Genomic DNA, 25,741 nt, shown 5'->3' on the forward strand with positions numbered 1-25,741 from the left:
CTCGCGACGGAGGGACCGGGTGCGGTGTCGGCGACGTCCCGCGCGCGCCGGGCTAACCGGGCCCGGCGGCCCCCGCCGGCCGGCCGGCGCAGGAGATCCGGAACGCGGTCGGGAACGGCGTGCCCCCGTCCTCGACCGCGCCCTCGGCCCGCACGGCGTCGCGCAGGAGGATGCGGCGAACGATCTCCGGGACCATCGCGCCCGCCACGTAGCGGCCGAGGCACTCGTGATGGCCCCGGCCGAAATGGAGATAGGTCTGCTCCGGGCGGGCCGGGTCGAAGCGGTCCGGGTCGGGCACGCCGGTCGCGTCGAACATCGCCGACAGGCTGAGGGGCAGGACGACCCGGCCCTTGGCGATCCCGCTCTCGGCCGGGCTGCCCCGGCCGAGCACGTGGTCGGTCTCCGCCTGGCGGAACATGAAGGCGACGATCGGCGCGAAGCGCAGCGCCTCCCACACGTAGCCGTCGAAGGCGGCGGGTCCGGTCCGGGCGGCCGCGCGGGCCGCCGCGAGGATCTGCGGCCGGCCGAGGAGCTCCGCGAGGGCGTGCACCACGGCCTCCGACGTGGTCTCGATGGCCCCGATCAGCAGGCCGCCGACGTTGATGACGACGCGGTCCATGCCGAAGCCGGTCGCCGCCGGCAGGTGCAGCCGGAGCAGCCGGGTGAGGACGTCGTCGGGCAGGTCGGCGCCGGCCTCGATCGCCGCGACGCGCGCCGGGATGATCCTGGCGAAGGCCGCCCGCATCTCCTGGCGCGCCAGATCCGCCGCCGCGTGGATCGCGTCGGCGTCCGGGCGCTCGTCGAAGGGGAGGTTGTTGAACTGGTCGAACTGGTTCGCGTACGACCAGCGCAGCAGGTCGGCATCGGGCGCCGCGAACCCGAAGAAGCGCTGCACGATCCGCAGCGGGACGCGGCGCGAGACCGACGCCACGACGTCGATGGATCCGCCGCCCTGGTCGAGACCCGCGTCGAGGGCCGCGTCGGTCTCGGCGCCCGCCAGATCGCGGATCGCCGGGAGGTCGCGCCAGGACAGCACGGCGCGCATGACCGCCTTGTCGCGGTAATTCACCTCCGTGCCGTCGAGCGCCAGCATGAACTCGCCCATCTTGGGCTTGTAGAGCGCGACGGAGAAGACCTGCGGCAGGGACAGGATCTCCTCGACCTCGGCGCGGCCGGCGACGAGGATGGCCGCGCCGCAATCCAGGGCGGTCCGTCGCGCGCGCAGCTGCGCGAAGAAGGGCTGGGGCGCGCGGGCGATCCAGTCCCGGGCGCGCTGCCAGCGCTCCGCCACCGGCAGGGCCTCCAGGAAGGCGAGGCAGGGCGTCTCGGGAGCGGCGGCGCGCATGCACGACCTCCTGTGGCGTTCGCGGAGCGGCGCGGGCCGTCCGGCCCGACGCCCGGTGGTCAGTTGAGCGAGACGTCCAGCCCCTCGCGCAGGCGCGCCACGAGCTCGCCCTGCCGGTGCGTCTCGGTCTTGGCGAACAGGGCGCGCAGCTGGGTGCGGGCGGTCGAGATCGCGATGCCGCGGTCCTGGGCGTGGTCGTCGAGGGACCGTCCCGAAGCGACCGCGTTGGCGAGGATCGACTCGGCGACGGTCAGCCCGAACAGCTTCTGCAGCCGCGCGGCGTTGCTCCCCTGGACCTTCGGGGTCCCGGTCCGGATCACGATCGCCAGCTCGGCCCGCACCTTCGACCCGGTGCCGGCCGGCCGCTTCGACAGCGGGTGCAGCGACACCCGGTAGGGCATGCCGCTCTCGCCGCAGGTCACGGTGATGTGGTCGGCCTGCGTGATCGCGACGTCGCCGCTCGCGGCCGCGAGCGCCTCGCCGGCCGCGCGGGCGATCCGCCGCCCGGTCTGGCTGTCCTTGAGGACGAGGCTGCCCTTCACGAAGGACAGGCCGGTCCGGGACCGCGCCAGCGCCTCGGCGGCGCGGTTGGCGTGCGCGACGCGCAGGTCGGAATCCGTGAGGATCACGGCGGCGTCGAGCAGGTCCAGGGCGGAGGCGAGATCGGACGTGCGCTCGGAGGCCTGCCGCATCAATGCGTACAGCTCGAAGGCCCGGCGCAGGTGCGGGACGAGCATCGCCAGGCGCCGGACCTCGTCGGACCGGAAGGGGCCGCCCTCCTCGCCCCGCATCGCCGCGAGCGTCGCCATGACGTCGGCTTCCTTGGCGAAGTAGGTGACGAGGCTGTGCTCGATCTCGAAGGGCTGGACGACCTCCTTGAACAGGGCCGACTCGCGGAACTGCACCGCGTCGACCCCCTCCTCGGCGCGGATGACCTTGCCCTGGTTCGACAGGATGTAGGGGAGGCGCGGATCCTCGGTGGCGTGCCGGTAGAGGAACTCGCGGTACCGCGACCGCTCGAAGCCGGACACCGCCCAGAGCGGCTTGCGGTTCCCGTCGAGGCTGAACACGGCGAGCTGGCCGACCCGGCCGCCGACGAAATCGGTCAGATCCTCCAGGAGCGCCGACCACTCCTCCGGCTGGCCGACGCGGTCGTAGATCGACCCCACCAGAACCGAATACGCCTCGAGATCCTGCATGGCCACGCTCCGCGCTGAGTGCGAGTCTTGAGTGTTGTCAGATCTCCAGCCATCCGGTCGGACCGACAGGTGCCGAAATCGGTTGTTCCATTACGGATGCAATCGAACGACAAATCAATACTGATAAGATAGAAATCGAAACCGCGGAGCTCGCCTACAGGGTTCGCAGATACTCCAGGAGCTGCCGGCGCTGCGCGTCGTCGAGCTGCTCGGTCCCGTAGGTCGGCCCCTCGTGGCCGGTATTGGCATTGCCCGGCAGCGCGGTGTCGAACAGGAACGGCCCGAGATCGGACCGGAACCCGATCCGGTCCTCGTCCAGCTCCCGGCTCCCGACCCGGAACGTCCTGGATCGCCGGCTGGACGGCAGCAGGAGTTCGTACAGGTTCGGCACCGAGCCGTTGTGCAGGTACGGGCCCGTCGCCCAGATGCCGTTGAGCGGCCGTGCCTTGTAGACCATGAGGTCGCGGTCTCTCCGCGCACCGACGAACGCGGCGACGAGGCCCTTGCCGCCGGCGGTCGAGACGTCGTCGAGCATCGCGTTGCGGGCCTCGAGGGCGGCGGTGCCGCGCTTGAGCAGCCGGTCGAGGATGACGGTCTGGTCCGCCCCGACGCCCGCTGGGTCCGGTCCACGGTCGAGGGGCGCCAGGATCGCGCCGGCGACGAGCGTGGCCACGAGTTCGAGGCTGCTCGTCTCGGCGGCCAGCGGCGGCGTCGTCGCGAGGAACGGCATCCGGATCCCTTCGAGGATCCCGGTCCGCGCGCGCCGGGACACGGCGTTCGTCGCCATCTTCGGGTCGGTCCCGATCTCCGCCAGCGGCGTCAGGGTCACCGTCAGCGTGCGGTTCGCGCCGGTCGGGGCGATCGCGTGGCAGGACAGGCAGTACCGGTCGTAGTGGACCTTGCCGGCCGCGGCGTCCCGGGCCTGCGCCTCGGTGCGCGGCGCGATCCGGTCGGGCCAGGCCGGCGCCGTGAGGGCGCCCAGCTGGTTCTCGATCCGCAGGAGGTTGACCCGGTCCGCCGAGGTCTCGAACCAGAGCGGCGGCAGGGTCGGCTCCCGGATGTCGGTGCGGGCGAAGACCCCCAGCACCTCGCCGACATTCCGGCCCAGGCGCTCGACGGCGAGCCCGTTCGCGGCCGAGCCGTTCCACTGCACCCGGTCGTGCCACGACGTATCCCACAGGAACGGATAGCTGACGGGCGCGTCGGGCGGGGCGATGTTGTGCGGGTCGCGCAGATCGATGCCCGTCGCCCGGTTGAAGATCATGCCGAACGCGTCGAGGCGTGCCGGCCCCCAGGGCACCGCGGTCCGGCTCGACGCGACGTAACGGGAGAAGTCCTCGGCCAGCCGCGTCAGGCTGGCCCGCAGGCGGCGGCGGTCGGGCTCGGACGGGCCCGTCCCCGGCGCCGACAGTTCCGTCGGGATGACGCGGCGGGCGAAGCGCTCGAAGCGCGCCGGGTCGTCGCGCGTCCGCGCGAGGGCGCGGCCGAGTTCCTCGATGAAGGCGAACATGTCGGCATCGGCCGGGCCGCCGTCGATCAGGATCGACCGACCGCGCAGGTCGACCCGGTTCACGTGGCAGGCGGCGCAGGTCAGGCCGATCCACTCGCCGCGATCGTCGACGTCCTTCACGAACCCGATGGGGAGCCCGCTGCGGTCCGATCCGCGCGTCCCGTCGTACGGGTTCGGCAGGTAGCCGAAGCGCGCGAGCCCGTCCGCGACGAAGAGCGTGTCGTCGTCCGGGCGCTCCAGGGACATGAACCAGGCATACGGCATGATCTGCGAGCCCTGGCTCGCCCGGTAGAACCACGCGCGCTCCTGCGGCGTCCAGGATTGCTCGAGAAAGTGCGGGGTGCCGTCCGGCCTGTCGCTCGGCCCGTCTGCCGGCCCGTCACCCGGCCCGTCTGTCGGTCCTCGGTCGGCGGCGCGCGATCCGGCCTGCGCCGGGAGCAGGATCGCCGCGGTGAGCGCGACGACGCGGGCGGCGTGGCGGGCAGTCTGGCGGGCGGCCTGGGAGCGGGTCACGATCGCACCTGGGACATGGCGGGAACCCTGCCTTCGCGAAGCGTCTCGCCGATTTCAATAAACGCCGATCCCCGTGCGCGCGTCATTCGAATGGATGATGTTCGAATACAGTTTTTCTGTGAGGGTCGGCGCGCCGGTAGTTTCGAGCTTCGGTGGTGCGGCGCCCCTGCTCGGCCGCAATGCTGATTCGGGCAACCTGTTCTCCCGACCGTTGTTCTCGATGTCGTTTATATAGCGGTTACTGATCCCGTAAAATTTTATCGTCACTTGTTTCGACATCGGGCGGGGAGATGTTCGAGAGGTCACCGATCAGGACGGCCGGGGCACGGTCGCTGTCGTGCCCCGGCGGCTGAACCGCACAGTCCGGCACGGTCCGGCACAGCGCGGGCGATAGCGGGCGATAGCGGGCGATAGGAGGAGCGATGAGCGCCAGTGTCGCGGACATCCAGGCGGATGCCTCTCCCCACCATCTGCCCGCCCTGACGACGGGCCGGGACGCGTGGTTCCTCGACACCGAGCAGGCGCTCGCGGAGGAGATGGATCATTTCTGCGGGCCGCCGGAGCCCGGCGATCGCGCGCCCTGGCAGGCGCGGGCCGACCAGGCCCGGCTCGCCGCCCTGTGCCTGTCCGGCGGCGGGATCCGCAGCGCCACCTTCTGCCTCGGCGCACTGCAGGCCCTGGCCAGCCGGCGGATGCTCGGCGAGTTCCACTACCTGTCGACGGTATCGGGGGGCGGTTTCGCCGGCGGCTGGTTGCAGACGTTCATCCGTCAGTGCGGCAGCATCGCCGAGGCCGAGCGCCAGCTCGGCGGCTCGGGCAACGAGATCTTCGCCAAGCTGCGGCGCTACACGAACTACCTGACCCCGGAGGTCGGGATCCTGTCGCGCGACACCTGGGCCGGCATCGTTCTCTACATCCGGAACACGATCCTCAACTGGTTGATCATCTTCCCGCTGCTGCTGTTCGTCCCCCTCGCGCTGCTCGCCTACCGGACGGCGCTCGAGGCTGCGAGCGGCAGCACGCTGTGGCTGCCCCTGGTGCTCGGCAGCGCGGCGCTGTTCGTCGCGACGTTCAGCGCCTGCACCCTCCTGCCGAGCCATCGGCCGCGGACGGGCGGCGTCACGGCGTACGCGTCCCCGGCGCGGATCGCGGCCTGCATCATCGCGCCGACCTGCGTCTGGGCCCTCGCGCTGCCGTTCACGCTCCGCGCGCTGTTCGAGCAGCCGCTGCCGGTCTCGGGCCTCTCCCTGTGCCGCCTGGGCCTCGCCTACTTCGCCGTGCAGGTCGCGGCCTATCTCAGCGGCCTGATCTGGCAGACCTCGAAGGGCCATCCGGGCCTCTGGCTGTACGAGCGGAATCTCGGTCCCTGGCTCGCCAGCAGCCTCGTCTCGGCCGGGCTGATCTGCGTCTGCGCCGACGCGTCCATCGGCTGGCTGGTCGGTGGCTCCGCTGCCGGCTTCGACGCCGCGAAGGCCGAGGTCTCTCAGATCCTGACGGTCGCGGCCCCGCCGGCGCTGATCGTCATCCACCTTCTCCAGAGCGTCATCTTCATCGGGTTCCGGAAGAGCGCCGAGTGCGCCGACCTCGACCGCGAGTGGGTCGCGCGGGTCGACGGCCAGTTCCTGCTGGCCGCGATGGGCTGGACAGGCCTGTGCCTGTGCTGCCTCGTCCTGTCCGCCGACGCCCTCGGCCGCCAGGACGCGCAGATCCCCGCCCTGTTCGGCGCGCTCGGCGCCCTCGCCACCGGCCCGGCCGCCGCCTTCCTGGGCAAGCAGGTCTTCGTCCGCGCGCAGTCCCTGGCCGCCAAGGGACGCATGGACGACCTCGTGATGATCGGCCTCAGCGCGATGGCGGCGGTCTTCGGGATCAGCCTGTTCGCCCTGATGGGCTGGTGCCTCGGCCGCTTCCTCGGCCAGGCGCACGATTGGTGGGGCAACTGCCTGCTGCCGCGCCGGGCGCTCGGCGGCGCGGACACCGGCGCGGATGCCGGCTCCGTCTGCGGCATCAACCCCTACGGCATGATCGTGATCCTGGACGTCGCGGTGGCGGCAATCCTGGCCGGGGCCGTCTGGCTGTTCGGCCGCGTCAACGTCAACCGCTTCTCCATGCACGGCGTCTACCGCAACCGCCTGACCCGGGGCTTCCTCGGCTCGGCGCGGACGCGGCGCGACGCCGATCCGTTCACGGACTTCGACGAGGAGGACAGCCCGCGCATCGCCGATCTCGGGACCGAGAAGCGGCTCCTGCCCGTCGTCAACATGACGCTCAATCTGACGGATCTCCTCCACACCGAGTGGGCGGAGCGGAAGGCCGCCTCGTTCACCGCGACACCCTTCGCCTGCGGCTCGGCGATCCTCGACCGCGCCGACAGGGCGCGCGACCGGCCCGGCACCGTCGGCCCGCGCGGGGCCTACATCCGCACGTCGCAATATGCCGGGATGGAGACTCCGGGCGACCGTGTCAGCGCGGGCCGAGGGCCGCTGCTGGGCGGTCTGCTGACGATCTCCGGGGCGGCGGTCAGCCCGAACTGGGGCTATCACTCGTCGCGCCTGATCGCGTTCCTGATGACCCTGTTCAACGTCCGGCTCGGCGCCTGGCTGCCCAACCCCGCGGTGGCGCGCCGGGACGACCTCAAGCTCGCGAAGCCGAGGAACTCCGTGCTCGCGCTCCTGAGCGAGCTCGGCGGCCGCAGCACCGATGTCCGGCAGGCGATCTACCTCTCGGATGGCGGCCATTTCGACAATCTCGGCGTCTACGAGATGCTGCGGCGGCGCTGCGCGCGGATCGTGGTGATCGACGCGGGCCAGGACGAACGCTGCACGTTCTTCGACCTCGGCAACGTGATCCGGAAGGCCGAGGTGGACGGGCTGGCGAAGGTCCAGATGGGCGAGATGCGCATTCTCCCCCGCGCGACGATCGAGCGCGAGGGCAAGCGTGCCGGTGCGCTGGGCTACGCGCGGGGTACGATCGCGTATCCGGGGGGCCGCGACGCGGCCTCGCTGATCTACATCAAGCCGAGCTTCCTCGACGACATCCCCGCCGAAGTCCGCGCCTACGGCGCCACCAGCCCGGCCTTCCCGCACGAGAGCACGGCCAACCAGTGGTTCTCGGAGAGCCAGTTCGAGAGCTATCGCGCCCTGGGCTACTACCAGGTCAGCAAGATGTTCGGCTCGCAGCTCACGACCTTGTCGGACTGGTCCGTGTATCTCGACAGCGAGATCGGGCGCCGGACCGCGGATTCCTAGCGCGGGCGACGCCGGACGCGCGCACCTCCCGATCACGGTCGCTCGGCCGAACGCTGCGGCCGCGCGGACGCGCAGGTCCGGGACGACCGGCGCCGGGGTGGGGTGTCCGTCGCGCCGGCCGCGCCCCGGCGGCGGCGCGTCGTAGCAGAGCGGAAGATCAGTTCCTTCCGGGGCGGCCAAAGCGCAGGAAAGCCGATGCCGATCCGGCCGCGCTCAGGATCTCGGCACGTCGTTCAAGGCATCGCGGCTCGACCAGAGCGCCCCCTGTCCGCGGCATCCCGAGCGCCGCCCGGCCGGCGGGGCAGGGAAGTCCTTCGAACCCGCGCGCGGTCTGTGTCGAGCCGGCCACCGTCTGCCACGAGACCGAGCGGCCGAAGCTGATCGGGGCCGGGATTATTTCGTGCGCAAGCCAGATCGGTGAAGCGAGGGACGTGGAAACTCTATTGCGCGGCCCGATCAGGGCATCGATTGAGAAATCTACGTAAACTTGCGCGCTGCAGAGGCGCGGAATCGATCAAATGATGGATGCGTTAATTGAAAGTAGCTGCTAGGACACGTCGTGATGTCGTGCGGAGGAGCGGATGCGCTACCGGGCCGTAAGTGTCTTGGATGTGTCGGCGATGGCTTCGGAAGAGAACCCGACGGACGAGACCCTCATGCTCCGCGAGCACATCCGCCGTATCCTGCGCAAGCTCTCCCGCGCGCGGGCCGAGCTTCAGTACAGCTGAACGGCGCGGGGCATGCCGGCATCGGTGCGGAACGCCGCGCCCGCACCGTCGCGATGCGCGGCGTCGCGCGCCGGTCCGAGCCTCCGCGGTCTCACGAGGTGACGTCGGTGTCGTGGCGGCTCGGCGCGGGTTCGACGTCGCGACAGGACGGGGTGTAGGCGCACCAGCCGCACTGCCCGAGGTCGGCAGCCCGGGGCGCGTTCCACTGCGAGCACAGAGGGCAGACCTTCAGCACCAGCTTGGCGCCGTGCGCGAAGGCCAGACCGCGGCCGCGGAACGTGACTCTACCCTGGGGGAGATCAGTGGACATCGTCGCCCTGACTGTAACACAGGTTAGTCACTGGAACCTGTCCAATCTGTCCGATTCCGTCAACTCCGGGCCGGCCTGACGGGTATTCGGGGCCGAGCCGCATGTCCGATTCCGCCGGTCCTGACTGAGATCCTGGCTTAGATCCTGGCCGATCCTCTCCATCCGCCGGGCCCGAGTTCAGGCGATCACGGCCTCTCCCGTCCGGACCGTGAGTTCGCCGACGCGGCGCGCGTCCCTGATCGGGCGCGGGTGCGGTGGCGGGTGCCGTTCGCGGAGGCCGCATCGAACGAACGCCCGTCGGGCGCGTTTATGGCCATGCTTGCGCGATCCCCGAACAGCCCGTCCGACGTCAGAGCACGCGACACCGCCAACCGATTCGAGGCGGCCGACGTCGCCCTCGGCGTCGGGCTGGCACGCGCGAAAGACCACCCCGTCGTTCGAACGGTGGGGACGGCGAGCGAGATCGGGAGCTGGCAGTCCCTGCTCTCGCTGTCTGCCGGCACCCTCGTCCTGGGGCTCATGGTGCGCGATCGCCGGATGGCAGAAGCGGGGCGGCACATGCTGCAAGCCGGTCTCCTGGCCGGTGTCGTCAAGACGAGCTTGAAGCGGGCGGTGCATCGGACGCGCCCGAACGTCCTGATGGACGAGGGGGTCTACGTGCGGGGATGGCCGGGAACGGGCATCGGTCCGTGGCAATCCTTCCCCTCGGGTCATTCCGCCCTGAGCACCGCCGTCGCGTGCGCCGCCGCGCGCGCCTATCCGGAGATCAGGGGACCGTCCTACGCCGCCGCGGCCGGCGTCGTCACGGCGCAGGTTCTCCGCGGGGCGCACTTCCCCGCCGACGTGCTGGCGGGTGCCGTCATCGGCATCGCCGCGGAGTTCGCCGTCGACCGCCTGACACGCGACCGGCGCAGGTCGCCGCGCTGACGGCGCCGGGATCCTCAGGCCGCGCCTCTCCGCACGGACCGCGCCGAGGCGATGCGCTTCACGTCACAGCCGACGAGATCGAGATCCGCGAGGTCGCGCTCGCTGAACGACGCGAGTTCGCTCCGCGCGCGACGGCAGTCGAGCCATCGCCTGATGAGGGAGAACGGAGCCGTCATCTGATCCTCCTGGCCTGCGGAGACTGACATGCCCTGTGCGCCGCTCCGCGACCGTGACGAAGGTCACGGTCGCCCGGGCGCCTGGCCCGCCGCATGGGCGGGAAGGTGGGAGCCCCCCGGCCGCACACGCCGCGTTGCCGGGACGTCCCAGGCGGAGACGGCGCCGGCGTCGGCTCATCGGCCGCGAGGGGCGCATCGCCGAGGCCGGCGTCGCGTTCCTCGCGGACCGGGCTTCCGGCCTCGAAGATCCGCGGGATGGACCACCGCGCGTTGTGGCCCGCCGGCGCGCGCCCTTGAACAGCGCCGCGCCAATCGATAGGTTACTATCAATATCGGTGCGGGGCCGCCCGATGCGCGTCACCACGATCCGCCGGGAGGCTTGAGATGGCAGCCAAGACCCTACGGCAGCTCCGTCTGGCCTACACCCACACGCTGCTGCTCTCCGGACGGCAGTGGCGGCGCCTGGCCAACGCGGCGACCGAGGCCCACGGCATCTCGGAGGCCAAGGCCCTGCCGCTGGTGCTGATCGCCCGCATGGGCGGCGAGCCGCGCCAGACCACCCTGGCGGACGCGATCGGCATCGAGGGGCCGTCGCTGGTGCGGCTCCTGGATCAACTGGAGAAGGCGGACCTCGTCGCGCGCCGGGAGGACCCCACCGACCGCCGCGCGAAGGTGCTGACCCTGACGCCCGCGGGACAGGCGGTCGTCGCGCGGATCGAGGCGGATCTCGAGCGCCTCAGGGAGACGGTGTTCGCGACCGTGAGCGCCGCGGACCTGGAGGCCGGCCTGCGGGTGTTCCAGGCCCTGCAGGATCATCTCCGCGGCGAGGCCGGGCTCGACGGGGCGGAGGCCGGGGCGCGTCGCGGCGAGGCCGCGGAATGACGCTCCCCGGCTGGCGCGACTGGGCCTTCGCGCTCAAGACCTTCGGTGCCGGCATGCTGGCCCTGTTCCTGGCGTTCTGGATCGATCTGCCGAACCCCTACTGGGCGCTCGGCACCGTCTACATCACCAGCCAGGTACTGGCCGGCGCCACCCGCTCCAAGGCGCTCTACCGGGTGCTCGGCACCCTGCTCGGGGCCGTGGTCACGGTCGCCCTCGTGCCGAACCTCGTGAACGCGCCGGAACTCCTGACGCTCGCCATCGCGACCTGGGTCGCGACGTGCCTGTACTTCTCCCTCCTCGACCGCACCCCGCGCAGCTACCTGATGATGCTCGGCGGCTACACGGCGGCGCTGATCGGCTTCCCGGCCGTGGGCGATCCCGGGACGATGTTCGATGTCGCGGTGGCCCGGGCCGAGGAGATCACCCTCGGCATCCTCTGCGCCAGCCTCGTGAACACGATCGTGCTGCCGCAATCGGTGGCGCCGGTGATCTCCGGCCGGCTCGACCTCTGGCTGCGCGACGCGCGGGGCTGGGTCATCGACGTCCTCGGCCGCACCCGCGCGACGACGGACACGCAGGCCACCCGGCTGAAGCTGGCCTCGGACGCGGTCGCGTTCGATGCCCTGGCGACGCCGCTGCGCTACGACATGACCGGCGCGGAACGCTCGGCGGATGCCATGGCGACCCTGCGCCAGCACATGCTGATGTTCCTGCCCATCGCCTCGGCGGTCTCGGACCGCATCGAGACGCTGGAGCGGGCGAGCGCGCTGCCGCAGCGCCTGCGCACCCTCCTCGACGCCATGGCCGCCTGGCTCGCCTCCGGAACCACCGAACAGGCCGAGGCCGACCGCCTGAAGGCCGACGCGGACGCCCTCGAACCCGGGCTCGGGGAGCGGCCGTCCTGGGACGCCCTCGTGCTGGCGAGCCTCCTGGCGCGGCTGCGCGACTTCATCGACCTGCGCCAGGACGCGCGGATCCTGCAGCGGCACATCGCGGACGGGACGCCGGTCACCGAGGACCTGACCTTCCGGTACACCGCGGCGGCGCGCACGATCCGCCACCGCGACCACGGCATGGCGCTGCTGTCGGCCCTGGGCGTGTTCCTGACCATCCTGGTCACCTGCGCGATCTGGATCGCGACCGGATGGCCGCACGGCTCGGCGGCCCCGATGATGGCCGCGGTCGGCTGCTGCTTCTTCGCCGCCCAGGACGATCCCGCCCCGTTCATCGTCAGCTTCGCCAACTCGGCCATCGTCGGCGCCCTGGGGGCGGGCGCCTACCTGTTCGCGGTCCTGCCGCTGGCCACCACCTTCGAGATGCTGGCCCTGGCGCTGGCCCCGGCCCTCCTGGCCTGCGGGGTGTTCATGGCCCAGCCGAGGACCGCGCCCCTGGCGATGGGCGCGGCGGTCAACGGCTCGGCCATGATCGCCCTCCAGGGCAGCTACACGGGGGACTTCGCGGCCTTCACCAACGCCTCCGTCGCGGTCATCGTCGGCATGTGGGTCGCGGCCATCGTCACGCGCCTCGTCCGCTCGGTCGGCGCCGGCTGGTCGGCGCGGCGCCTGCGGGCCGTCAACCGCCGCAGCCTCGCCCGCGCCGCCGGGCGCCAGGGCGCGCAGAACGGTCTCGAACTCGCCGCGCTGATGCTCGATCGGGTCGGCCTGATCGCGCCGCGGCTGGCCGCCCTGCCGTCCGACGACGCGGAATGGACCGCCGACCTCCTCGCCGAGGTCCGGGTCGGCATCAACGTCGTGGAACTGCGGCGCGACCGGCGGCAGCTCTCGGAGCCGGCCCGGGCGGCGGTCGAGGCACTCCTCGTCGCGCTGTCGCGGCACTTCGCGGCCGAGCCGGGGAAGCCCGCCCCCGGCCTGCTCGAGGCCGTCGACGGGGCCCTCGACGCCGTCTCCCGCGACGTGCGGCGGGCGGCCGGCCGGGCCGCGCTGATGGGTCTCGTCGGCGTCCGGCGCGGCCTGTTCCCGGACGCGCCGCCCTACCGGTCGACGCTGCCCACCACCACGCATCCGGAGCTCGCGGCATGACGGGTGAAGTCGACCTGTACGGCGTGTTCGTGCCGAGCCTCGCGGCCTGGATGCTGATCGCCTTCGCCCTGAGCCTGCTCGTGCGGCGGGTGCTGGCCCGGACCGGGTTCTACCGCATGGTCTGGCACCGGCCCTTGTTCGACCTCGCCCTCTACGTCGTGCTCCTCGGCCTCGTCGTCTCGGTCGCGGTCCCTCTCACCTCCTGACCGGCGGGCTCGTCCGGCCGCCCGGTCTCGCCCTGCCCACACCTTCCGGATCCCTCCATGCCCCGGCTTCTCCCCCTCTCGTTCCGCCTCCTCGTCACCCTCGGGACGGTCGCCGCCGCGATCGTCGTCGGGCTGGCGCTGTGGGACTACTACATGGAGGCGCCGTGGACCCGCGACGGGCGCGTGCGCGCCGACGTGGTGCAGGTGGCCCCCGACGTCTCCGGCCTCGTCACCGAGGTGCTGGTGGCGGACAACCAGGTGGTGAAGCGGGGCGACGTGCTGTTCCGCATCGATCCCGAGCGCTTCGATCTCGCCCTGCGCCAGGCGGAGGCGGTGGTCGAGGGCAAGCAGGCGACCGCCGAGCGGGCCGCCGCCGACTACGTCCGCTATCAGAAGCTCAGCGACGCCGCCGCGTCCCAGCAGAGGGTCGAGGCCGCCCGGGCGACCGACCTGGAGGCCAGGGCGGCGTACGGGCAGGCGGTGGCCGACCGTGACCTCGCCAAGCTCAACCTCGAACGCTCCGCGGTGAAGGCCGCGGTCAACGGGCGCATCACCAACATGGAGCTGCGTCCCGGCACCTACGTGTCCACCGGACGGGGCGTGATGGCGCTCATCGACAGCGACACGCTGCGCGTCGAGGGCTATTTCGAGGAGACGAAGCTCCCGCGCATCCATGTCGGCGACAAGGCCAGCGTCCGCCTGATGGGCGAGACGTCGACGCTGAACGGCCGCGTGGAGAGCTTCGCGGGCGGCATCGAGGATCGCGAGCGCACGGCGGGCTCGAACCTGCTGGCCAGCGTCAACCCGACCTTCGCCTGGGTCCGGCTGGCCCAGCGCATCCCGGTGCGGATCAAGCTGGACGACGTTCCCGACGAGACCCGCCTGGTCGCGGGCCGCACGGCGACGGTCGCGGTCGCGTCCGAGGGCGGGACCCCGCATTTCAGCCTGTTCGGATCCTGGCGCGGGGCGCCGGAGCCCGCCGCCCGGGAGACGAGAAGCCGCTGAGGACCGGCCGGCGATCCCACCTGCCGGACGGACAGAGATCGGGAGACGAACCATGGCGACACCCGCTTCGAGCCGGCCCCAGGCCGGGCCGGACCGCGTCCTGGCCGAGGCGCCGTACCGGATCGGTGCGGTGACCCTGGCCGTGCGCGACCTCGACGCGCTCACGCGGTTCTACCGGGACATCATCGGGCTCGGCATCCTCTCGGAGACCGAGAGTGCCGTGCATCTCGGGACGGGCGACGCGACGCGCCTCGTCCTGCGCCGTGACCCGAACGCGCGGTCACGGGACCCGCGCGAGGCCGGCCTGTTCCACACGGCGTTCCTGCTGCCCGACCGAAGCGACCTCGGTGCCTGGCTCCTGCACGCGGAGAGGCACGGCATCGCGCTCACGGGCGGCGCCGACCACCTCGTGAGCGAGGCCGTCTACCTCGACGATCCGGAAGGCAACGGCATCGAGATCTACGTCGATCGCCCGGCATCGGCGTGGCCGCGTGCGTCGGACGGTTCGGTCGTGATGCGCAACGAACGGCTCGATCAGGCCGGGATCGTCGGTGCCGCGACGCGTCCCTGGTCGGCGATGCCGGCCGCCGCCTGCGTCGGGCACGTCCATCTCCAGGTGGGCGACCTCGGAGCGGCAGAGCGCTTCTACGCGAACCTGCTCGGCTTCGACGTGATGTGCCGCTATCCGGGAGCCCTGTTCCTCGGCTCCGGCGGCTACCACCATCAGCTGGCCGGCAACGTCTGGAACAGCCGCGGTGCGGCCGTCAGATCCGAGGGGCGGACGGGCCTCGCCGAGGTGGTGCTGCTGGTCGATCGACCGACCCTGGCATCGACGGGAGACCGTCTGCGCGAGGCCGACGCGCCCCTCGGCGCGGACGACGGCGCGCTCGTTGTCCGCGATCCCTGGGGCATGGCTCTGCGGCTCCAGCCCACCGACTGACAGCGCCGCCGACGCTCCGTCGGGCGCGATGCGCGGAGCGCGAGACCCGAAGGCTGGAGCCGCATCGCCGTCGCGGCCGCCACCACCGGAGCGATGCCGGATTCCGGACCCGAGCCGTGCCCGCCGCGCCCGCAGAGCGTCGCCTTGGGGCTGTCGGACCGCGAGCGCAGGGCGACGCCGGCACGCGGACGACATGGCGGGAGCGTCCGATCCCGACGCAGCGAACCCGCTTGCCCGAGCGGTGCGCTTCAGGCGCCGGCTCCCGGCACGGCCTTCGGCTTCGGACGCACCGGCGGCACGAGGCGGAACAGCAGCATGCCGGCGACCATCGCCGCCACGAAGGTCAGGGCCTCGGCCGGGGCCACCGTCAGGATGGTGAGGGCGGGGCCGGGGCAGAGGCCGACCAGGCCCCAGCCGAGGCCGAAGATCGCGGCTCCGGCGATGAGACGCAGGTCGAGGTCGCGCCGGGTCGGGACATCGAACCTGGGCGCGAGCACCGGCCGGCCGCGCCGCAGCGCCAGGCGGTAACCGGCGGCCGAGACCGCGACGGCACCCGCCATGACGAGGGCGAGGCTCGGGTCCCAGCGGCCCGTCACGTCGAGGAAGGCGCGCACCTTGGCCGGGTCGGCCATGCCCGAGACGAGGAGGCCGAGGCCGAACAGGAGGCCGACGGCGAGGGCGGAGACGGTCTTGGCCATGGCTCAGGCTCCGACGAGACGCCGCGCGACGAGGACGGTGAGGATCGCGACGGTCATGAACGTGCCGGTGGCGGCCAGCGAGCGGGGCGAGCCGCGGCCTATGCCGCAGACGCCGTGGCCGCTGGTGCAGCCGGATCCGAGGCGCGCGCCGAAGCCGACCAGCAGGCCCGCGACGACGAGGAGCGGGAACGACGCCCCGATCGTCACCGGCGGCAGGTCGCCCCCGAGACCCCTGTAAGCGACCGGCGCCAGGACGAGGCCCGCCACGAAGGCGGCCCGCCAAGCGGTCCCGCGCGCGGGCGGGACCAGGAGCCTGCCGAGGATGCCGCTGATGCCGGCGACGCGCCCGGTGAGGAGGAGGAGGAGCGACGCGGATGCGCCGATCATCGCTCCGCCGATAAGGGCGCTGACTGCGGTGAAGTCATCCATCTCGATCTGCCCACAGCTCCGGTCCAGGCGAGGCCCGGCTCGGCGGCGGAGAACGCTGTCCCGCGCGATAACATTAGACGGCTCTTATTTAGTGCACCCTAATGTTCTGCGGCAAGCGCTGCGAGCGCCGGAGCGACGCGCCGGCCGGCTTCCCGGAGCGCGCGGGCTTCCTCCGCGATCGCCGCGCGCGACGGGCTGCGGGCTTGCTCTCGCCATCGCCGCGATGGCGTCACGCCGCAGCGGGCCGAGCCTGCGGCTGCGCAACCGGCCGGACCGTTCGGGACTCGCGGTGGAGATCCTGCGTGGCTGACGCGGTCAGGCGAGTTCCGGGCAGAAGATGTCCTTGAGGGTCGCCAGCACGCGGGCGACCCGGGGATCCTCCAGGCGGTAGTGAAGCGTCTGGCTCTCGCGCCGGTACGCGACCAGCCCGTCCTCCCGCAGCTTGGCGAGGTGCTGCGACAGGGCAGACTGGCTGAGTCCGACCGCCTCGGCGAGGCTCGTCACGTCCATCTCGCCGCGGGCGACCAGCAGGCACAGAATGAGCAGGCGCTTCTCGTTGGCGAGGAGACGGAGCAGACGGGCCGCGTCGCCGGCCCTGTCCTGAAGGCGCAGCAGTTCGTTCGGCGTGACGACGTCCATCGGTCCGGATCCGGGCGCTCTCAGGGTCTCTTATTTAGCGGATCCTAATATATCGCGGGCGTCGCCATTTGCCACGCCGGCGCGCGCCTTGCCTCACCGAGCAGCTCGGCGAGCCTGTCCGGTTCCGACGGCCGGCTACGGCGACGAGACCCGGCAGGACGGTCGTCGAGGGACAGCCGTCATTCCTGTTCCGTCTCCGGCCTGTGGCGGTGTGAAACGCGTCCCCCGACGGGGTGGGAAACGCCGACCGTCTGAAATCCACCGCACCTACATTGCTGCACCCGAGACGCGTTCAATTCGCTCCAGGCGCGGCCTCGAATATCTGAGGGCATTTAAACATGGACTCAGATACTAAAAATCGTGAATTCGCCAAGAAATATGGGTTCGGTCGCTGTTAGAAATATCGATCTCGGTCCGCACAATTGCTCCAGAATTGGGAAAAATAGGACCATCATCGGCCCGACAGATCGTTCTAAACGTTTTGTTAACCATGTAAGAGGAATGCATTCAAAACTTCGTGTGGACGATCGCTGGGTGCCCTGAGCCGCGAGGGCCCGGATTTTTTCTTGAGACAGCGGCGCAGAGAGACGCGTTCCTGATGGGTCACCGGCCAGGTCAGCTCTGTGTCCCACGCCGCGACCGGCAGATCCGCGATGGCGGACGGCTCGTCGTCGCGGCCAGCACCGGCCTGGTCCTGGTCCTCGACCTGCCGGCGCGCGCCGCGGAGCGACCTCGGCCCGAGGTGGTGACCGCCACCAGCGGCCGCGATGGTAGAGCCAACGTCATCGCGTCGAATGTCGTCGCGACGGCCGGTGCTGACGGCCCTGACCTGTCCTTGATCAATGTCGATGCCGCGGCCGCCGGCAACGACCTCGCCGCGACGATCCGGACCGGTTCGGTGGGCGGAGCGGGCGGGCGCGGCGACGCGATCGTGGGGCTGGCATCCGTCCCGGGCGCGAGCGGTGGGCGCGGCGGTGCCGTCGCGGTGACGCTCGGAGAGGATGTGAGCGGAGAGGGGGATCAGGTCGGCTACACGACGCGCGCCCGCGTCTCCCAGCTCCAGTTCCGGCCGATCCCGCGGTTCTGGGTCTTCTCCCGGGGTGGGAACGGCGGCGACGCCCAGAAGGATGTCGGCGCCGGCGGCGATGCCGGGCCGGCGACCCTGACCCTGTCGTCCCGCGTCGCGACCGAGGGGCAGGCCTTCCTGGGGGTCCGGGTCAGTGCGGTCGGCGGCGATGCCGGCCGCGGGGGCACCGACGCCGACCAGACCGCCTCCAGACGGGGCGGCGCCGGCGGCGCGGCCGCGCTCACGGTGACACGCTCCGGGCAGGTGACGACCGACGGTGTCGGGGCGACCGCGGTGATTGTTGAGTCCATCGGCGGCGCGGGCTCGATCCGCGGGTCCGGGACCTTCTACAGCAACCCCTTCGTGACGCCGGGCGGCGCGGGCGGCACCGCGCGCCTCGACATGGCCGGGACCATCCGGACCTCCGGCGACTCTGCCCTCGGCGGCCTCGTCCAGAGCATCGGCGGCGACGGCGGGATACAGCCCGATGCCGGCGGCCGGCCCGGTGGCCGGGGCGGTGACGGCGGGACCGTCACGGTGACCCAGAGCGGCACGATCGTCACGGCGGGCGACTACGCCCTCGGCCTCGTCGCGCAATCGGTCGGCGGGCCGGGCGGCAAGGGCGGCGGCGGCGTGTTCGGTGGCGGCGGCGGGGGCGATGCCGCCCCGGGCGGATCGGTGACCCTGACCAACAGCGGGACGGTGACGACGTCCGGCGCCGGGGCGACCGGCCTCGTGGCGCAGAGCATCGGCGGCGGCAGCGCCCTCTCGGCCCTGCCGCTCGCGGCCCTCGACGTGGCGCCCGGGAGCGGCGGCGGGGCCGGAGGCATCTCGCTCTGGTTCGGCCGCGGCGGGGCCGGCGGGACCGGGGGCGCGGGCGGGACCGCGGAGATCGTCAACGCGGGTGGCCGGATCACGACCGAGGGCGACTCGGCCTTCGGGGCGTTGGTGCAGAGCATCGGTGGCAGCGGCGGCAGCGGTGGCGGCGCCTTCCCGGCCGGGGCCTTCTTCGCGGTCGGCCTGGGCGGCAGCGGCGGCGGCGGCGGTGATGGCGGTCTCGCGCGCTTCACCGGCCGGGCCGGCGCGATCGAGACCGGCGGGGCGGGATCGACGGCCGTGCTGGTGCAGAGCATCGGCGGCGGCGGCGGCGCCGGCGGCGACGTCAGGAGCATCGCGGTGGGCGCGGCGCTCTCCGCCTCGTGGGCGATCGGCGGATCCGGTGGCAAGGGGGGCAACGGCGGCGAGGCCCGCATCGAGAGCAGCAGCACCGTGACCACCGCCGGTCTCGGAGCGGACGGCCTGGCCGTCCTCAGCATCGGCGGCGGCGGCGGTGTCGGCGGCCTGGCCAGCGCGACGGCGATCACGACGCCCCTGGCCACGCCGAGCGGGCAGTCGCTGCCGAGCTTCGCCTTCTCCACCGCGATCGGCGGCTCGGGGGGCGACGGCGGCAATGGCGGCCCGGCGGGCGTGATCAATGCCGGCCGGGTCACCACCTACGGCGACGCGGCCGCGGGGTTGCTGGTCCTCAGCGTCGGCGGCGGCGGCGGGATCGGCGGCGATGCCGCCGCCTACGCGCTGGCGGTCGCCCCGCCGGGCCAGATGGCCGTGTCCGCCACCTCCACGCTGGGCGGGACGGGCGGCGGCGGCGGCAATGGCGGCACCGTCACCGCCGCGAATAGCGGCGCGGTGCGCACGTCCGGGGACGGCGCGATCGGCATCCAGGCCCAGAGCATCGGCGGGGGCGGCGGCAATGGCGGGGGCGCGACCGCGACGAGCAACAGCCTGAGCCTCAAGCAGAACGTCACGGTGGCGCGGAGCGTCGGCGGCACCGCGGGCGTCGCCGGGATCGGCGGCGCGGTCACGGTCACGCAGTCCGGCAGCGTCACCACCGGGGGAGCCGGCGCGGTCGGCATCCTCGCGCAGAGCATCGGTGGGGGCGGCGGCAACGGCGGCAACGCCGCGAGCCTCGCGGCCCCCGGCTTCTCCTTCGACAAGACCCTGAACGGCCTCGTCGGAAAGCTTCCGATCGCCGATACCCTCTCGGTGACGGAGACGATCGGCGGCGGGAAGGGCAAGGGCAATGTCGGCGGCGCGGTCACGGTGACGAACCGGGGCGCGATCACGACCGGGGGGTCGGACGCCCACGGCATCGAGGCGCAGAGCATCGGCGGGGGCGGCGGCAACGGCGGCACCGTGTCCGGATCGGCCGTCGGCAAGCTCACCGTCGGCCTGACGCTCGGCGGCCAGGGCGGCAGCGGCGGCAGCGGCGGGGACGTGACCGTCACCAATGCCGCTGGCGGCCTGATCGCGACCAGCGGCGACGGCTCGCACGGGATCGTGGCGCAGAGCGTCGGCGGCGGCGGCGGCATGGGCGGCAGCGTCGCGGCGCGTGACGTTTCCGACCCCGACACCGTCGGAACGATCTGGACGCAGATCAAGAAGACGATCGGTGTCGCCGCCTACCAGGAGTGGGCGAAGGACAAGGAGAACAAGGACGATCTCGATCGATTCCTGAAGGACATCAAGTCCAGCGACACGTACAAGGGCCTGGCGGATCAGCTCAAGAACTCGGATTTCGGCAAGGCGCTCAAGTCCTACAGCGGCAGCGTCTCGAGCTATCTGGACGCGCAGAAGAAGGGCGCCACCAAGCTGCCCGACGTGGCGTTCACCCTGTCGCTCGGCGGGAGCGGCGCGCAGGGCGGGAACGGCGGTCGCGTCTCGGTCGAGAACGGCGGCACCGTCCGGACGATGGGGATCGGCGCGCACGGCATCCTGGCGCAGAGCATCGGCGGCGGCGGCGGCCAGGGTGGCCTCGCCTACGCGGAGGCGACCAACAGGACGACCGTGACGGCGACGCTCGGCGGCACGGGCGGCAGCGGCAACATCGGCGGCACGGCCAAGATCGTGAACACCGGTTCCGTCGCCACCGCGGACGATGCCGCCTACGGCCTCTACGCGCAGAGCATCGGCGGCGGCGGCGGCAACGGCGTCGGCGCAACGGTCGCCGGCAGCCAAGCGAACAAGGGCCTGACGCTCAACCTGACCGTCGGCGGATCGGGAGGGACCGGCGCCCGGGGCGGATCTGTCCAGGTCGATAACCACGGCTCGGTGACCACCGCCGGGGCCGAGGCGCATGCCGTCGTCGCCCAGAGCATCGGCGGCGGTGGCGGAAGCTTCTCGGCGCCCTCCGCCGAGGCCGACACTCCCGCCGCTGCCACCCCCGCCGCTGCGGCGGAGGGGACGGAATCATCCAAGGAGCCGGCCGCGAGCCAGGTTCAGAGCCAGACCAAGAGTGAGGCGAAGAGCGGGACGAAGAGCGACGCGCAGGCGCTGGCGGACGCCCTGCTCGCCGCGCTCGACATCGAGCGGATCGCCCCACCGGAGGATCCGGCCGGCGTCTCCGAGAGATCCGGCAGCCTGACGCTCGGCGGCTCCGGGCGCGTGGCGGGCGACGGTGGCGGCGTGACGATCGTGCAATCCGGCACGGTCGCCACGACGGGCTTCGGGGCGGTGGGCATCCTGGCGCAGAGCATCGGCGGTGGCGGCGGTCTCGCCTCGGTGGCGGCCGGCCCGGGCGGCCACCGCTACACGTTCGGGATCGGCGGCGCGGGCGGCGCCTCGGGGAGCGGCGGCCCGGTCGGGGTGAGCCTGACCGCGGGCGCGCAGGTCTCCACCGTCGGCGACGCGGCGCCGGCGCTGCTGCTGCAGTCGATCGGCGGCGGCGGTGGCTACGGCGGCGCGCACCAGGCGATGGGATACGCGGTGCCCTACGCACTGCGCGACGGGTCCGGCGGCAACGGTGGGACGATCCGGGTGACGCTGGAGGAGGGCAGCGCGATCCGCACGTCGGGCGCCCAGTCCCACGGCCTCCTCGCCCAGAGCCTCGGAGGCGGCGGCGGCCTGCTCCTGGACCTCGCCGGCCCGGCCGCCGGGGCGTCGGGTCAGAGCCGTCTGAACGCGACCGGCAAGGGCGGCGACATCTCCGTCGCGTCGTCCGGATCGATCATCGCGTCGGGCCGCGACGCGAACGCGATCTTCGTCCAGTCCGGCGTCCAACGCACCGACGGGAGCCTCGAACCCGACCCGGAGCGGGGCGGCAGGATCAACCTCCAGGTGAACGGCCTCGTCACGGGCGGCAGCGGCACCGGGGCGGCGATCCGCATCGACGGCGGGCGCTCCACTACGATCGTGATCGGCGGGCGCGCCGTGGTCAGCGCGGCTTCGGGCCGGGCCATCGTCGGCGCGTTCTCCGCCGGCGAGATCAACAATTACGGCACCGTGATCGGCGACGTGGACTTGGCCGCCGGCCAGGCGGGGGGCGTCACCTTCGTCAACGGCGGTTTCCAGAACACGGGTGGGACCTCGGCGATCCTGCGCACCGGACCCGAAGGCGTCATCGCCCTGGGGCCGAACGGCCGCCTGCACAACAGCGCCACCCTCGACATCGGCGGCGTCGGCAAGGTCGCCCGAGCGACGGTGACCGGCAATTTCGAGCAGAGCGCGTACGGGCGGATGCTCGTCGACGTGGCGCCCCTGGCGCCGGAGGGGGCCCTGCGCGCCGATCTCCTCACCGTCACCGGCACCGCGTCACTGAAGGGCCTCGTCGAGCCGCATCTGATCGACGGGCTGCTGCCCGGCCGGTACGCCTTCCTCCGGGCCGGTCAGGTCGTGGAGAGCGGCGCCATGGCTGTCGGCAGCAGCCTCCATTCCGGCGCGGTTCCGATCTCCTGGTCGATCGTCGCGTCGGGCGACACCCTCTCCCTGGTCCCGAGAGCCCGGTTCACGGAGCCGACGGGCGTCACGCTCACGCCGGACCAGCGCAGCGTCGCGCAGGGCCTGCAGGATGCCTGGGACGGCAATACCAGGCAGCTCGGAACGCTCTACGGGCGCTTCCTCTCGGTCGACAGCCAGAAGGCCTACGCCGCTGCCCTCGACGAGTTGAAGCCCGAGTCCAACCAGGACAGCCTGACCGACCGGACGCTCGACACCCGCAAAGGTCTTCAGCGGGCCATGAGCTGTCCGGCCTTCAGCGGCACCGGCACGCTCCTGCGTGAGGGCGAGTGTGTCTGGGGGCGGATCACGAGCGCCCACACGACCCTTTCCGCGACCGCGGAGGACGGCGGCTATCGCCAGACCGCCCTCAGCTACCAGACCGGCCTCCAGACCGAGTTCGCCCCTGACTGGTTCTTCGGTCTGACCGGCGCCTACACCCGCGCCATCCAGAGCGATCCCGACCGGATCACCGGGACGACCAGCGATGCCGGCGATGTCTCGGCGGCGCTCAAGCACCAGATCGGCCCCTGGTTGCTCGCGGCATCGGCCAATCTCGGATATTCCTGGGCCGAGAACAGGCGCCTGATCGACTTCGGCGGCGCCACGGCCACGGCGCGCAGCAAGTCCGGGATCCTCTCGGCGGGCGGGCGGCTGCGGGCAAGCTACCAAGTCCTGTTCGGCGATTGGTATCTCAAGCCCTACGCGGATCTGGATCTGCTCTACAGCTACAGTCCCGCCTATTCAGAGACCGGGGCCCCCGGCTTCAACCTCGACATGCGACCGGTCGCCAAGACGCTGGTGGCGTTCAGCCCGATGCTGGAGATCGGCGGCCGGATCGACCTCGATGCGGGGCGCTGGATCCGGCCTTACGGTATCCTCGGCGTGACGCTCCTCTCGGACGACCATTTCACCGGCAGGGCGAGCTTCCAGGGGACCGGCGCTCTCGGCCTGTTCGCTACGGAATCGTCGATCCCCGATCGCCTCGGCGAGATGGGGCTGGGCTTTCAGATCAGCCTCGGTGGCGGCATCGAGGTGACCGGCGAGTATCAGGGTCAAGTCGGCGATCACTTCCTCTCGCATGCGGGGACTGCTCGGATGCAGCTGCGCTTCTGAGCGCGACGTGGAGCATTCCAGGGACGTCGCGTGGGCGGAGGTGACGAAGCGGGCGTGACGGACAGGCCGGTGTGACCTGACCGACTGGCTCTGGACCGGGCTGATTGAGAGGATCGGCCAGGACCGAAGGAGTCGGGCATGCGGCGAGGTCAGAAGACGAGCGCGGAGCAGGTGGTGCTCGGACCTTACGCGAGGGCTCGCAGATACTGCTCGGCGGTCTCCCACGCGCCGTCCCTCGCAGCCAGACCGATATAGCCGTCGGGTCGGACAACGATGAGGTCGGAACCGCTCGGCAGCGACCGACGCGTCGGTTCGAGCAGGCCGGGGAAGCGCTCGATCAGTTCAGCCCCACGCGTCGCGTCCGCCGCATAGAGGACGAAGCGCGGCTCGCTGCCGGCGCCCGGGGGCGGTCCCGCGTAGGCAGCAGGCTCCCAACGCGCTCCGGCGCCGTGTCCGAGGGAGAGCGGGCTGTCGGCATAGGCGATCTCGATCTCGCTCAGCTGCGTCGCCATCCGGTCGCGGACGACATGGAGGCCGAGCAGGAAGCGCAGCGCGAGGTTGCGCGCCGTCTGCGCCGCCGGGTTCGACAGCGTCGCCATGTCGGTCAGCCGGGTCGCGTTGCGCAGGACCAGCTCCCCGACCGCGCTGCGCTCTGGGCTGTAGCTGTCGAGCAGGGACGCGCTCGCTTGACCGCGCACCACCATCGCCAGCTTCCAGGCGAGGTTCACCGCGTCCTGCATACCGGTGTTCATCCCCTGTCCGCCTGCGGGACTGTGGATGTGCGCCGCATCGCCGGCGAGAAAGGCGCGCCCGCGCCGGTAATCCGCGACCTTGCGCTCGTTGATGCGGAAGTGCGTCAACCAGACCGGGTCAGACACGCGGAAGCCGCCGCCGGCGCGCTGATCGACGAGGGCTTGCACGTCGTCGAGGGTGGGCTCCGGCCGCGGGTGCGCCGCATCCGCCTTGCCCACCGTCGCGATGACGCGCGCCCGACCGCCCGGGATCGGGAAGACGACGAAGGGGCCGTCACGGTGCAGGTAGGTCGCGATCTCGTCCGCCGGCGGTGCTGCGGGCCCCTCGAGGCGCACGTCGGCGAGCAGCCAGTCGTCCCCCTGCGCCGAGCCGGAGAACGGGATGCCGAGTTTGTGCCGGACCGTGCTGTGAGCACCGTCGCAGCCGATCAGCCACGGCGTCCTCACCGTCTCCTCGCGCCCGTCGGCGTGTCGCACGTGCGCGTCGATGCCGTCGGCCGTCTCGGCGAAGTCGACCAGCTCGACCTGACGCTCGATCTCGACGCCGAAGGCGCCCAGCTGCGCGGTGAGAAGGCGCTCCGTCTCGCATTGTGGGATCATCAAGGCGAAGTTGTACGCGCTCGCCACGCCTTCCAGGCGCGGGCTGCCGAGCACCTTGCCGCCGCTGCGGATCGAGGCACCGGGAGCGCGCAGTCCCGCATCCAGGAAGGCTCGCGTGCAACCCATGCGATCCATGAGTTCGAGGGTGCGCGACCAGACCACGAGGGCCTTCGAGGTCTCCGTGGCGTGCGGGGCGCGGTCGATCAGGCGCACTCCGACGCCGTAGCGGGCCAGCTCCGCCGCCATGGTCAGACCGACCGGCCCCGCGCCGACGATGAGAATGTCCGTCATGGACCCGCCTCCCGCGCCACGTGGCTCGCTCGGTCGCGTATCCTGAGGCGGTACCACCTCAGTCTCGAATTCGCCCAGCGGAGAGACCCGACCCTAAAGGGCGCCGTCCGGTGGTCAAGGCTCGCCGCACTCGCTCGGTGCCCGCACGCCGGCGGAGCGGTCACCGATCCGGTCGAGGGCCGCCGGCGCAGCGTCCTTGGCCATCGACAGATGTCCCACGCCAGGCACGCGGTCGAACGCGACCCGGCTGCCGGCTCGGCACAGCCGCGCGCGATACTCCTCGGTCACCCGCGGCGGCACGCGGTTGTCCGTGCTGCCCTGCGCCAGGAAGATCGGGATGCGCGGCGGAGCAAAA

General features: G+C 72.0%; 18 protein-coding genes. 8 read left to right on the top strand and 10 right to left on the bottom strand.

Annotation, left to right across the window (positions count from 1 at the left end; all coding sequences use genetic code 11):
- Positions 1 to 52: 52 nt before the first annotated feature.
- The 3 genes from ABIC30_RS06560 to ABIC30_RS06570 form a co-directional block, all read right to left on the bottom strand.
- Positions 53 to 1,345 carry a cytochrome P450 gene (locus ABIC30_RS06560; RefSeq protein WP_020095871.1) on the bottom strand — a complete coding sequence of 431 codons (1,293 nt, stop codon included), beginning with the start codon at positions 1,343 to 1,345 and terminating at the stop codon, positions 53 to 55.
- A 59-nt stretch (positions 1,346 to 1,404) separates the two neighbouring features.
- Positions 1,405 to 2,544 carry a helix-turn-helix transcriptional regulator gene (locus ABIC30_RS06565; RefSeq protein ID WP_020095872.1) on the bottom strand — a complete coding sequence of 380 codons (1,140 nt, stop codon included), beginning with the start codon at positions 2,542 to 2,544 and terminating at the stop codon, positions 1,405 to 1,407.
- Between the two features lie 154 nt (positions 2,545 to 2,698).
- Positions 2,699 to 4,567, bottom strand: coding sequence for a di-heme-cytochrome C peroxidase (locus tag ABIC30_RS06570; RefSeq protein WP_020095873.1), 1,869 nt, complete (start codon positions 4,565 to 4,567; stop codon positions 2,699 to 2,701).
- Positions 4,568 to 4,989: 422 nt separating this feature from the next.
- Between ABIC30_RS06570 and ABIC30_RS06575 the strand changes: the two genes are divergently transcribed.
- A complete protein-coding gene (locus tag ABIC30_RS06575) occupies positions 4,990 to 7,812 on the top strand; it encodes a patatin-like phospholipase domain-containing protein (protein WP_020095874.1) in 2,823 nt (940 codons plus the stop codon).
- Between the two features lie 819 nt (positions 7,813 to 8,631).
- On the opposite strand, the gene ABIC30_RS06580 is transcribed toward ABIC30_RS06575, so the two are convergent.
- Positions 8,632 to 8,850, bottom strand: a complete 219-nt coding sequence (locus ABIC30_RS06580) for a hypothetical protein (RefSeq protein WP_020095876.1) — start codon at positions 8,848 to 8,850, stop codon at positions 8,632 to 8,634.
- 261 nt (positions 8,851 to 9,111) lie between these two features.
- Here ABIC30_RS06580 and ABIC30_RS06585 point away from each other — a divergent pair, with 261 nt between their 5' ends.
- Complete coding sequence (locus ABIC30_RS06585; RefSeq protein WP_234083264.1) at positions 9,112 to 9,777, top strand: phosphatase PAP2 family protein; 666 nt, start codon at positions 9,112 to 9,114, stop codon at positions 9,775 to 9,777.
- 14 nt (positions 9,778 to 9,791) lie between these two features.
- On the opposite strand, the gene ABIC30_RS06590 is transcribed toward ABIC30_RS06585, so the two are convergent.
- Positions 9,792 to 9,953 (bottom strand): YjiS-like domain-containing protein, encoded by a 162-nt coding sequence (locus tag ABIC30_RS06590; protein WP_244435356.1) that lies wholly within the window; start codon positions 9,951 to 9,953, stop codon positions 9,792 to 9,794.
- 384 nt (positions 9,954 to 10,337) lie between these two features.
- Here ABIC30_RS06590 and ABIC30_RS06595 point away from each other — a divergent pair, with 384 nt between their 5' ends.
- From ABIC30_RS06595 to ABIC30_RS06615, 5 genes are read left to right on the top strand one after another with little or no spacing between them, the layout of a single operon-like run.
- Positions 10,338 to 10,835: a MarR family winged helix-turn-helix transcriptional regulator gene (locus ABIC30_RS06595; protein WP_020095879.1), complete on the top strand. Its 498-nt coding sequence runs from the start codon at positions 10,338 to 10,340 to the stop codon at positions 10,833 to 10,835.
- On the top strand, positions 10,832 to 12,874 hold the full coding sequence (locus ABIC30_RS06600; protein WP_020095880.1) for an FUSC family protein: 2,043 nt from the start codon (positions 10,832 to 10,834) through the stop codon (positions 12,872 to 12,874). Before ABIC30_RS06595 ends, ABIC30_RS06600 begins: the two co-directional genes overlap by 4 nt.
- Positions 12,871 to 13,080 (top strand): DUF1656 domain-containing protein, encoded by a 210-nt coding sequence (locus ABIC30_RS06605; RefSeq protein ID WP_020095881.1) that lies wholly within the window; start codon positions 12,871 to 12,873, stop codon positions 13,078 to 13,080. The genes ABIC30_RS06600 and ABIC30_RS06605 overlap by 4 nt, the downstream gene beginning before the upstream one ends.
- A gap of 57 nt (positions 13,081 to 13,137) precedes the next feature.
- On the top strand, positions 13,138 to 14,085 hold the full coding sequence (locus tag ABIC30_RS06610; RefSeq protein ID WP_354454493.1) for an efflux RND transporter periplasmic adaptor subunit: 948 nt from the start codon (positions 13,138 to 13,140) through the stop codon (positions 14,083 to 14,085).
- A 52-nt stretch (positions 14,086 to 14,137) separates the two neighbouring features.
- Positions 14,138 to 15,025, top strand: a complete 888-nt coding sequence (locus ABIC30_RS06615) for a VOC family protein (RefSeq protein ID WP_020095883.1) — start codon at positions 14,138 to 14,140, stop codon at positions 15,023 to 15,025.
- 248 nt (positions 15,026 to 15,273) lie between these two features.
- On the opposite strand, the gene ABIC30_RS06620 is transcribed toward ABIC30_RS06615, so the two are convergent.
- The 3 genes from ABIC30_RS06620 to ABIC30_RS06630 all read right to left on the bottom strand — a co-directional run bounded on the left by ABIC30_RS06620 (position 15,274) and on the right by ABIC30_RS06630 (position 16,791).
- Positions 15,274 to 15,723, bottom strand: coding sequence for a DUF6691 family protein (locus ABIC30_RS06620; RefSeq protein ID WP_042673736.1), 450 nt, complete (start codon positions 15,721 to 15,723; stop codon positions 15,274 to 15,276).
- A gap of 3 nt (positions 15,724 to 15,726) precedes the next feature.
- Positions 15,727 to 16,152 carry a YeeE/YedE family protein gene (locus ABIC30_RS06625; protein ID WP_020095885.1) on the bottom strand — a complete coding sequence of 142 codons (426 nt, stop codon included), beginning with the start codon at positions 16,150 to 16,152 and terminating at the stop codon, positions 15,727 to 15,729.
- 315 nt (positions 16,153 to 16,467) lie between these two features.
- Positions 16,468 to 16,791, bottom strand: coding sequence for an ArsR/SmtB family transcription factor (locus ABIC30_RS06630; protein WP_020095886.1), 324 nt, complete (start codon positions 16,789 to 16,791; stop codon positions 16,468 to 16,470).
- A 598-nt stretch (positions 16,792 to 17,389) separates the two neighbouring features.
- Here ABIC30_RS06630 and ABIC30_RS06635 point away from each other — a divergent pair.
- Positions 17,390 to 23,743 (top strand): autotransporter outer membrane beta-barrel domain-containing protein, encoded by a 6,354-nt coding sequence (locus tag ABIC30_RS06635; protein ID WP_267965806.1) that lies wholly within the window; start codon positions 17,390 to 17,392, stop codon positions 23,741 to 23,743.
- 185 nt (positions 23,744 to 23,928) lie between these two features.
- On the opposite strand, the gene ABIC30_RS06640 is transcribed toward ABIC30_RS06635, so the two are convergent.
- Complete coding sequence (locus ABIC30_RS06640) at positions 23,929 to 25,386, bottom strand: FAD-dependent monooxygenase (RefSeq protein ID WP_056524270.1); 1,458 nt, start codon at positions 25,384 to 25,386, stop codon at positions 23,929 to 23,931.
- Positions 25,387 to 25,500: 114 nt separating this feature from the next.
- Complete coding sequence (locus ABIC30_RS06645; protein WP_107353651.1) at positions 25,501 to 25,725, bottom strand: alpha/beta hydrolase family protein; 225 nt, start codon at positions 25,723 to 25,725, stop codon at positions 25,501 to 25,503.
- Between the last annotated feature and the right edge of the window lie 16 nt (positions 25,726 to 25,741).

Origin of the sequence: Methylobacterium sp. 1030, from assembly GCF_040544715.1 — a bacterium.
Classification (GTDB): Bacteria; Pseudomonadota; Alphaproteobacteria; order Rhizobiales; family Beijerinckiaceae; genus Methylobacterium.

Coding starts and splice junctions, on each gene's coding strand:
- ABIC30_RS06615 (WP_020095883.1), top strand. CDS start 14,138: ATGGCGACACCCGCTTCGAGCCGGCCCCAGGCCGGGCCGGACCGCGTC.
- ABIC30_RS06640 (WP_056524270.1), bottom strand. CDS start 25,386: ATGACGGACATTCTCATCGTCGGCGCGGGGCCGGTCGGTCTGACCATG.
- ABIC30_RS06565 (WP_020095872.1), bottom strand. CDS start 2,544: ATGCAGGATCTCGAGGCGTATTCGGTTCTGGTGGGGTCGATCTACGAC.
- ABIC30_RS06595 (WP_020095879.1), top strand. CDS start 10,338: ATGGCAGCCAAGACCCTACGGCAGCTCCGTCTGGCCTACACCCACACG.
- ABIC30_RS06575 (WP_020095874.1), top strand. CDS start 4,990: ATGAGCGCCAGTGTCGCGGACATCCAGGCGGATGCCTCTCCCCACCAT.
- ABIC30_RS06625 (WP_020095885.1), bottom strand. CDS start 16,152: ATGGATGACTTCACCGCAGTCAGCGCCCTTATCGGCGGAGCGATGATC.
- ABIC30_RS06560 (WP_020095871.1), bottom strand. CDS start 1,345: ATGCGCGCCGCCGCTCCCGAGACGCCCTGCCTCGCCTTCCTGGAGGCC.
- ABIC30_RS06610 (WP_354454493.1), top strand. CDS start 13,138: ATGCCCCGGCTTCTCCCCCTCTCGTTCCGCCTCCTCGTCACCCTCGGG.
- ABIC30_RS06630 (WP_020095886.1), bottom strand. CDS start 16,791: ATGGACGTCGTCACGCCGAACGAACTGCTGCGCCTTCAGGACAGGGCC.
- ABIC30_RS06600 (WP_020095880.1), top strand. CDS start 10,832: ATGACGCTCCCCGGCTGGCGCGACTGGGCCTTCGCGCTCAAGACCTTC.
- ABIC30_RS06620 (WP_042673736.1), bottom strand. CDS start 15,723: ATGGCCAAGACCGTCTCCGCCCTCGCCGTCGGCCTCCTGTTCGGCCTC.
- ABIC30_RS06590 (WP_244435356.1), bottom strand. CDS start 9,953: ATGACGGCTCCGTTCTCCCTCATCAGGCGATGGCTCGACTGCCGTCGC.
- ABIC30_RS06580 (WP_020095876.1), bottom strand. CDS start 8,850: ATGTCCACTGATCTCCCCCAGGGTAGAGTCACGTTCCGCGGCCGCGGT.
- ABIC30_RS06605 (WP_020095881.1), top strand. CDS start 12,871: ATGACGGGTGAAGTCGACCTGTACGGCGTGTTCGTGCCGAGCCTCGCG.
- ABIC30_RS06635 (WP_267965806.1), top strand. CDS start 17,390: ATGGGTCACCGGCCAGGTCAGCTCTGTGTCCCACGCCGCGACCGGCAG.